General features: G+C 39.5%; 7 protein-coding genes. All 7 read left to right on the forward strand.

What is annotated here, in order from left to right; all coding sequences use genetic code 11:
- A partial coding sequence (locus tag F6K38_RS28680; RefSeq protein WP_287358467.1) for an SGNH/GDSL hydrolase family protein occupies positions 1-1363 on the forward strand: 1363 nt, incomplete at its 5' end.
- Positions 1364-1788: 425 nt separating this feature from the next.
- Complete coding sequence (gene kdsB / locus F6K38_RS28685) at positions 1789-2523, forward strand: 3-deoxy-manno-octulosonate cytidylyltransferase (RefSeq protein WP_071107466.1); 735 nt, start codon at positions 1789-1791, stop codon at positions 2521-2523.
- A gap of 69 nt (positions 2524-2592) precedes the next feature.
- Complete coding sequence (locus F6K38_RS28690) at positions 2593-4236, forward strand: glycosyltransferase family protein (RefSeq protein WP_287358470.1); 1644 nt, start codon at positions 2593-2595, stop codon at positions 4234-4236.
- Between the two features lie 101 nt (positions 4237-4337).
- Positions 4338-4724 (forward strand): hypothetical protein, encoded by a 387-nt coding sequence (locus F6K38_RS28695; protein ID WP_287358472.1) that lies wholly within the window; start codon positions 4338-4340, stop codon positions 4722-4724.
- Positions 4725-5337: 613 nt separating this feature from the next.
- Positions 5338-6201: an FkbM family methyltransferase gene (locus F6K38_RS28700; RefSeq protein WP_287247467.1), complete on the forward strand. Its 864-nt coding sequence runs from the start codon at positions 5338-5340 to the stop codon at positions 6199-6201.
- A 294-nt stretch (positions 6202-6495) separates the two neighbouring features.
- Positions 6496-6939, forward strand: a complete 444-nt coding sequence (locus tag F6K38_RS28705) for a class I SAM-dependent methyltransferase (protein ID WP_287247503.1) — start codon at positions 6496-6498, stop codon at positions 6937-6939.
- A 146-nt stretch (positions 6940-7085) separates the two neighbouring features.
- On the forward strand, positions 7086-7575 hold a 490-nt coding region (locus F6K38_RS28710), incomplete at its 3' end, for a glycosyltransferase family 39 protein (protein ID WP_502709607.1).

Below are 7575 nucleotides of genomic sequence, written 5' to 3' on the forward strand. Positions count from 1 at the left end.
GAATTTGGGCAACACTGGTGGCTGGAGAACTTGGCAGACGATCGAGTCTTCCCAAGTGCTCAGCCTCAGTGCCGGGACTCATCAATTGCGCCTGGATGTACTGAGTGGGGGCTTCAACATCAACTACCTTGATTTGATTCCGGTCTCACCATCTGTGACCCCAACTCCTGAGGCTGAGCCTGAACTAGACCCACCAACTGTCAACTTCGGCAACGTAATTAATGGTGGTACAGGTAACAACACGTTTAATGGGGGCAACGGAATTGATACTATAACTTATGTTCAGGCAAACGGCTCTATCATTGCCAACCTGGAAACTGATATCGTCACTCACAAATTTGCCACTTCACCTGACACGCCGTTTAAGATTATGCCCCTAGGTGATTCCAACACCTTCGGCTTGCCTGGTCGGGATTGGGGAGATACAGCAGCTTACCGTGATGATTTGTGGAATTTATTAGTCGATGATAGTTTCAACATAGATTTTGTTGGCCCCCGGTCTACTGGACCCGATGGCTTTGATAAAGACAATGCGGGATTTGGGGGATGGAGAATTCGTGATATTGCCAATAATGTTAATGGTTGGTTAAACACTTATCAGCCAGATATGGTGCTGTTAATGATCGGCACCAATGACATACTCAAAGGTGACGATGTTAGCAATGCACCATTACGGCTTAGTAATCTGATTGATCAGATTACTAATCAGTTACCAAATACAGAGCTTTTGGTAAGCTCAATCCCACCACTTGGTACAAATCCAGAGCAACCGGACAGTGATTTTATTCCAACTCCAGCACAACAACAGCAGGGCATAGATTTTAATTTATCTATACCCGATATTGTCAGTGACAAGGTCGAGGAAGACAAAAACGTAACTTTTGTCGATGTTTACAGTGCCTTAGTGCCCAGTGATTTGCCAGATGGTGTTCACCCCAATGTAGAAGGTTATGGAAAGGTTGCTGATGTTTGGTACAACAGCATTCTGAATACTAATAGTGGTGAAGATACTCTTAATGATATTGAAAACATGATTGGCTCACCTTATGACGATATTTTAATAGGTGATGGAGATGTCAATATCATTAATGGTGGTGGTGGTAATGACCTACTAACTGGAGGTGCTAGTGACGACATATTTGTCTTAGCCCCAGGAGAGGGAACTAAGACCATTACTGATTTTGTAGTTGGTGAAGATTGGCTGGCACTATCTGGTGGTTTAAGGTGGGAGCAGCTGACAATCACTCAAGGTACTGGTTCCAATACCAATGATACCTGGATTATCAATGGTGGTGAACAGTTAGCTTTACTAAATCGGGTGCAAGCAACAACTATCACGTCTGATGCTTTCACCCTGGTTTAGTAGACTTAGCTATAGCATTTACAAATAGATCATAAGGCGTTGCTGAATTTAAGTATGAATTTATTTGTATTATTTTGCTACTGCCTCCTAAATCCCCATCTGTAAAAAATCGAAGCATCCGCTAATTCCCACCAGTATTGGGCGGCGCGGGACTTTGAGAGTTTCCTTCCCCCCAGTATTGGGGGGTTAGGGGGGCGAAATCATACCCATAATCAGCAACTGCGGTCTCGGAATCATAATCAAGTCTTTGTTTTGGGTAAGAGATATTGGTAGATTGGAAAGCTATAAAGTATATTTTTAGATAATTTATTTTACGCCCAAACCTGTGGCAATACTCCAGTTATTTCTCGTCTTTACGAGAGTTAAAAAAAGCTACTGATAAATTTAATAACAGTCATTATATTACCCGTTAGGTAACTTAGTTTATGAATATTCTTGCCGTTATTCCTGCTCGCTATGATTCAACTCGTTTTCCTGGCAAACCCTTGGCAATGATTGGCGATCGCCCAATGGTGCAGAGGGTTTATGAAGCAGCTAAACGTTGTCCTGATTTCACTAAGGTGGTAGTTGCCACTGACTCTGAATTAGTTGCGGATTGTGTGGGGAAGTTTGGGGGAGAGGTAGAAATGACTCGCTCAGACCATGCTACTGGTACTGACCGGGTTGCAGAAGTAGCTCAACGTTATCCGGAAATGACGGCAATAGCCAATGTCCAAGGAGACCAACCTTTTGTTACTGCTCAGATGCTGACCCAGCTGGTAAGTCCCTATCTCAAAGGGGAGTTTCCTGCAATGACGACTCTTGCTTGTCCTCTGGATATGGCAACAAACTATCAAGACCCTAACTCAGTCAAGGTCGTATGCGATCGCAAAAGTCACGCCCTCTACTTTTCCCGCGCTCCCATTCCTTACTTCCGTAATTCTGGAGATGCACCTGTATTTCACCATCTCGGACTCTATGCTTTTGAGCGAGATTTCCTGAGCAAATATGCTCAACTGTCACCCACACTCCTAGAGGAGTGTGAAGGCTTAGAGCAGTTGCGAGTACTGGAACATGGATTTGCCATTCGGGTGTGTCTTACTGAAAGGGCAGTTTTGGAGATTAATACCCCTGAGGATTTAGTGCAGGCTCAAGCCTTGATTATGGCACCAACTGCATAGCACTCTAAAGGCTTTGGCTCAAAAAGTAGCTGATTCTATGACAACCTCTCAATTTGTGGCACTACCTTAATGATTAAGGAACTACGTATTATTTCTGGTCCTGTATCAATTTCTCAGTTCAATCTGAATCGATTAAGAGAAAATGACCCTCAAATATTAACTGCTTGCCCTAATCCACCGCCAGAGGCTGTAAAGGCAGGTAAAGCTATTCCCGTCCCAATGGGAGAATTCTCTATTGATATTATTTTAGATAAATTACCCAGTGATTTTTATCCTGATCTAGTGCAGATGTCTGCCAGGAATATGCACTTCATGCCGCGAGGACTTGATAAATTAACATGTCCAAAAGTCATGAAAATTGGGGATACTTTTCACTGGGGTGATGGGTCTCTAAGTGGCATCATTAGATACTGCCAAAGCTTTGACTGTGATTACCATTGGGTCTATCAGGGGGTTCAACATTTACATTTCTTTGTGGAAGCAGGTCTGAAAAATGTCTTCTGGTTACCAGGAACTCCTGTCATTGACCACTATGTTCCTCAGAAGAAGGAAGCCAAATCCTACGATATTATTTTCCGAGGTTCTCAGTCATCACTGCACGTCTACCGCAGCAACCTACTAAAGTTCCTGCAGGATAATGGCGTCAAAATTGATATCAGTCGCAAACCATATCTTGAATCCTTAGAGGACTACAGTAAGTCCCGGATAGTATTGAATTGTGGTTTAAATGGAGATACAAATCGCCGGATTTTTGAGGTACTCATGGCAGGAGGTTTTCTACTAACAGACCGTCTCAGTCCTCAGTCAGGTTTATTTTCTCTATTTGAAGAAGGGGTTCACCTAGAGTGCTATGATAGTGAAAATGAGCTGCTGAATAAGATTGAGTTTTATCTAAAGCATCCTGAGCAAGCAGAAAAAATTGCTATAGCAGGTCATCAAAAGCTGATAGATTGCTACAGTCAACAAGCAATACAGCAAAAGTTCTACCGCTACATCTTACAGGGTGAGATTGAGCCGCCTTTCCGTTTAGAACATGACACACGGGTGCTGCACATTAATCAGCCGATAGACGAAAAAAAATTTGTCATTCGTTTAAAAATTTACGAGCTGATTCAAGAAATCCATCGGCTTAACTCTCGAATCAAACTTCTCTACTGGAAAGGTAGAAATAAAGAGCTACTGTCAGATTTAGCAGACTTGCCACGGTTAGATATTACTTATGCTAATACTACAGAAGCTTTAGCAGATGTCAAAACTTGGTGCTCCAAGGTTGAGGTTAAAGACCAGGTTCAGCTACAAAGTCTGCCTTTAGAGCTGACAGGGGGCAAACAATTTCAGATGGTAATGGTGGATTTGCCGGATAAGCTGCTATCTATCAAGGAGCTTCTGGTAGAGATTGAACCACAACTCCCTGAATCGGGATTTTTATTAGTGGTAGGAAAAGCTACAATTTTCACAAAAGTAATGTTAAGCATACTAGCAAGATGGTCTGGTTTATTACCGATCAGAATTTGTGCAGCTAATTCCCACCATCAGTTAGGAGTAGGAGCCTGTTTGGTTTACCAAAAACTGACTAGACCTTCTCAAGCTCACTTAGTAAAGTCTACACCAAAACTGTTTGTACCCAAGCTGAGTCTTAAGGCGAAGGTAAGTCAGGGATTGTCCTCCCTGCCATTAGTGAACTGGACAAAGACGTTAATCAGAAATTCATGATTAATTAAAAAATAATTCAATCCTGAATTAGTTAGATATAAAAGTAGTATTTAAATAATAAAAAAATTAGTTTAAAACGTCATCAAAAAATTCTAGTAATCATGAAATTAGACATAGCATCACATATTCCTTTATCCTTTGAAGATATCGTTAATGAAATTACTAAATTTACAGATTTATCGGAGCAAGAAGTTAGACACAGAGTATGGATGGAAGGTATGAATCTGGGCTGGAATGTCCTACAGGATATACCTGTCTTCCAGGTAACACCCCACCACTATGACGAACATATGGAGCAACTCTACCGCGAGAGCTACGGATTTATCTTTGAAACCCTTGTTTTCTGGATAAACCCTGCTCGACAAAAATGGACTGAGTCAGCACTAAACCGAATCAGCTTATACACTGAAAAGTGGGGATTAGATCCTAAGCAAATCAAAATTCTCATGCTAGGTGACGGTAGCGGTAATCAGGGCAAACGCATCTAATTTTTTTTGACAAATAACCAAGATTCTGTACTTAAAATTTCACAGGGTATATGCTGTCTAAATAAGTAGTGATAACCAAATAAATTATTCGTCATAATAAGCTGGGGGGGTGACATGCAAGCTGAAATTATTACCCAGTAATAATTTTAGCCCATAAGTTACAAAAATATACATTCTGTTTTGGGCGCGACCTTGGACGTAGTTATAAGGTTTTGAGCTTCCATAAAATGAATCGAGGGTTAATTTGGGACTGTATCTTCCATGATATCATTGACATCAAAGCCTTATATACTAAGCTTTTTAGGGGTCAGGTCACCCCCTCAGCATAATAAGTCAATAAACTTAATAAGCAGGTGCACAAAATTAATTACCTATTTTTGACATAATAAGATATAATTATATAAAATCAATAAAAATGGGTATTTACCTGAGATTCATTAGAGAATTAAATACCGAGACTAAAAAACTATTATAAAGAATAAGTTGGCAAAGTAAATATCCTCAAGTTAGAGACAGAGCAAAATGTATTCCGCCATCAAAATATCCTGATAGTATCGTTAATATAAAGTATATTGAAGTGTGAACCGTAAAGGATATAAATAAATAGCGAGTAATGACTTCAATTACAAATGGGAACAAAAAAATTATTTATGATATCGGTGCTAATAACGGAGATGATGTCCCTTATTATTTGAAGAAAGCCGATATCGTTATTGCTGTCGAGGCCAATCCGATCCTTTGTGAACAAATGCAGAAACGATTCGCACTCGAGATTCAACAACAGAAACTAGTTATTGAGAATTGTGTTCTGACAGCAGCTAATGAAGTTACAAGCGTTCCCTTCTACATACATAAAACTAAACATGTGCTAAGCCAGTTTCCTGCTCCCACACATAAACCTGAAAACTACGAAAAAGTCTTCCTACCTGGAAAAACTGTCAATCAGCTCTTTTACGAACACGGATATCCCTATTACGTCAAGATCGATATCGAGCATTATGACCATGTGATCCTTCGATCACTTTTAAATAATGACATTCGACCTAAGTACATTTCCGCTGAATCGCATTCTATTGAAGTGTTTATTTTATTGGCGAGCCTTGGAAATTACGATGCCTTTAAAATTGTTAATGGTTCGAGTGTTGCAACAACATATCATAATTGGCCGATAAGTACAACTACTGGAGAAGAAGTGTATTCATTCCCCTATCACTCAGCTGGACCATTTGGTGAAGATGTGGCTGGCGAATGGGTTAATTCAGAAAGTCTTTTCCGCACTCTCTTATCTGATGGATTAGGTTGGAAAGATATCCATGCTAAGAAACAAGACGAATACATGCTAGCGAGAAGACCTAGTGTTCTTTGGCGGATAAGGTATTGGTACTATTTTCTAAGATGGAAAATATCTCGCTCTCAATGCCTCAAGAGAATTAGGGGTTTTTTGTACAAAGCCTCGAAAAAGGTGATTAAGGGATAAGGCTATCTGAGCGGTTTCTACGATTTTTTTCTAGGGTGGCAAAATAAGCTAGACTCCTAAGTGTAGATTCACAGTTAACTGGATTATTGAACTGAGCGTAATAAAACAACGGTTTTGAGAGAGGTTGACCCATGGGTAGGAAATGGTATTGGACACGGCGGGACATGGAAAGGGACGTACCTATCTCGCGAGATATCCATCGCCCTTACCGTGTCTAATACCGTGTCTCGTCACTGGTTTGTAGCATAAGTACGGTTTGCTAATTATGGTTTATTAGATGAATCTATAACTATTATAAGTGATTACAACCAATGTCTATCTAGTCAATATGACGTAGTCTTATCCTTTGAAGTGCTAGAGCATCTGAGTGATCCATTTGCTGCTATTGGAGATATACACTCCATGCTAAAACCAAATGGCATTGCACTGATCACCGAGGCATTTAGAAAGGTGAATCCTAATCTACCTACCCATCTAGCAGCAAATGCTAAATATGATGGGCTGACACCATTTATGTTTCTAAAGCAAGGCATGTTGTTGTCTTGGTATGATCGCAAAATGGGGGGGAAACCCATGGAATTTTTAAGATTAAACAATAATGTATCATTTATAACTAAACTTCTCAAGTTTATGCATCTGATCAAAGACAAAACTATCAGAGCAGGCTATTTCAAGGCTATCAGGCTAAATTACCATAATGCTGTCAAGCAATTTATCAAAAAATGTATAGGTAAATAGGTTTTAATAAAGTATTTTTATACCTGTATACCTGTATATAGGTATAACATAAACCACAGTTAAATCTAGGTCATAATGATACTATAATATAAAAAATATCAAATAATTTTTATTAAACATAAATAATATATGATGAGATATGTTATATGAATAAAATCATCAAAACCAGGTTGATACTTCCACCAAATTGGTTAAAATTACTGATTATCTTTTTATTGATATTAGGGGTATTTTTTAGATTTTGTAATCTTGAAACAAGAGCTTATTGGCATGATGAGACTTACACCTTACTAAGAATTTCTGGTTATACGGTACCGGAGGTAATTCAACAAGTATTTACGGGTCACATAATTGGAGTTGAAGAACTAAGACAGTATCAAAGTGTTAATCATGAAAAAAAATTTTTTGACACTCTCAATGGGCTGGTAACAGAAGATCAACATCATCCGCCCATCTACTTTTTAATAGCACGGTTTTGGTTTCAGTGGTTAGGGGATTCTGTAAGCATCAACAGAAGCTTACCTGTCTTAATCAGCCTGTTGGCACTCCCTTGTATCTACTGGCTTTGTCTGGAACTTTTTAAGTCCTATTTGACAGCATGGATAGCGATGGGATTAGTAGCTATCTCTCCTTTCC

This window comes from Moorena sp. SIO3B2, from assembly GCF_010692525.1.
Classification (GTDB): domain Bacteria; phylum Cyanobacteriota; class Cyanobacteriia; order Cyanobacteriales; family Coleofasciculaceae; genus Moorena; species Moorena producens.

Bases quoted from the DNA above. Each gene is read 5' to 3' on its own strand.
- kdsB (WP_071107466.1), top strand. From the start codon at position 1,789: ATGAATATTCTTGCCGTTATTCCTGCTCGCTATGATTCAACTCGTTTT.
- F6K38_RS28690 (WP_287358470.1), top strand. From the start codon at position 2,593: ATGATTAAGGAACTACGTATTATTTCTGGTCCTGTATCAATTTCTCAG.
- F6K38_RS28695 (WP_287358472.1), top strand. From the start codon at position 4,338: ATGAAATTAGACATAGCATCACATATTCCTTTATCCTTTGAAGATATC.
- F6K38_RS28700 (WP_287247467.1), top strand. From the start codon at position 5,338: ATGACTTCAATTACAAATGGGAACAAAAAAATTATTTATGATATCGGT.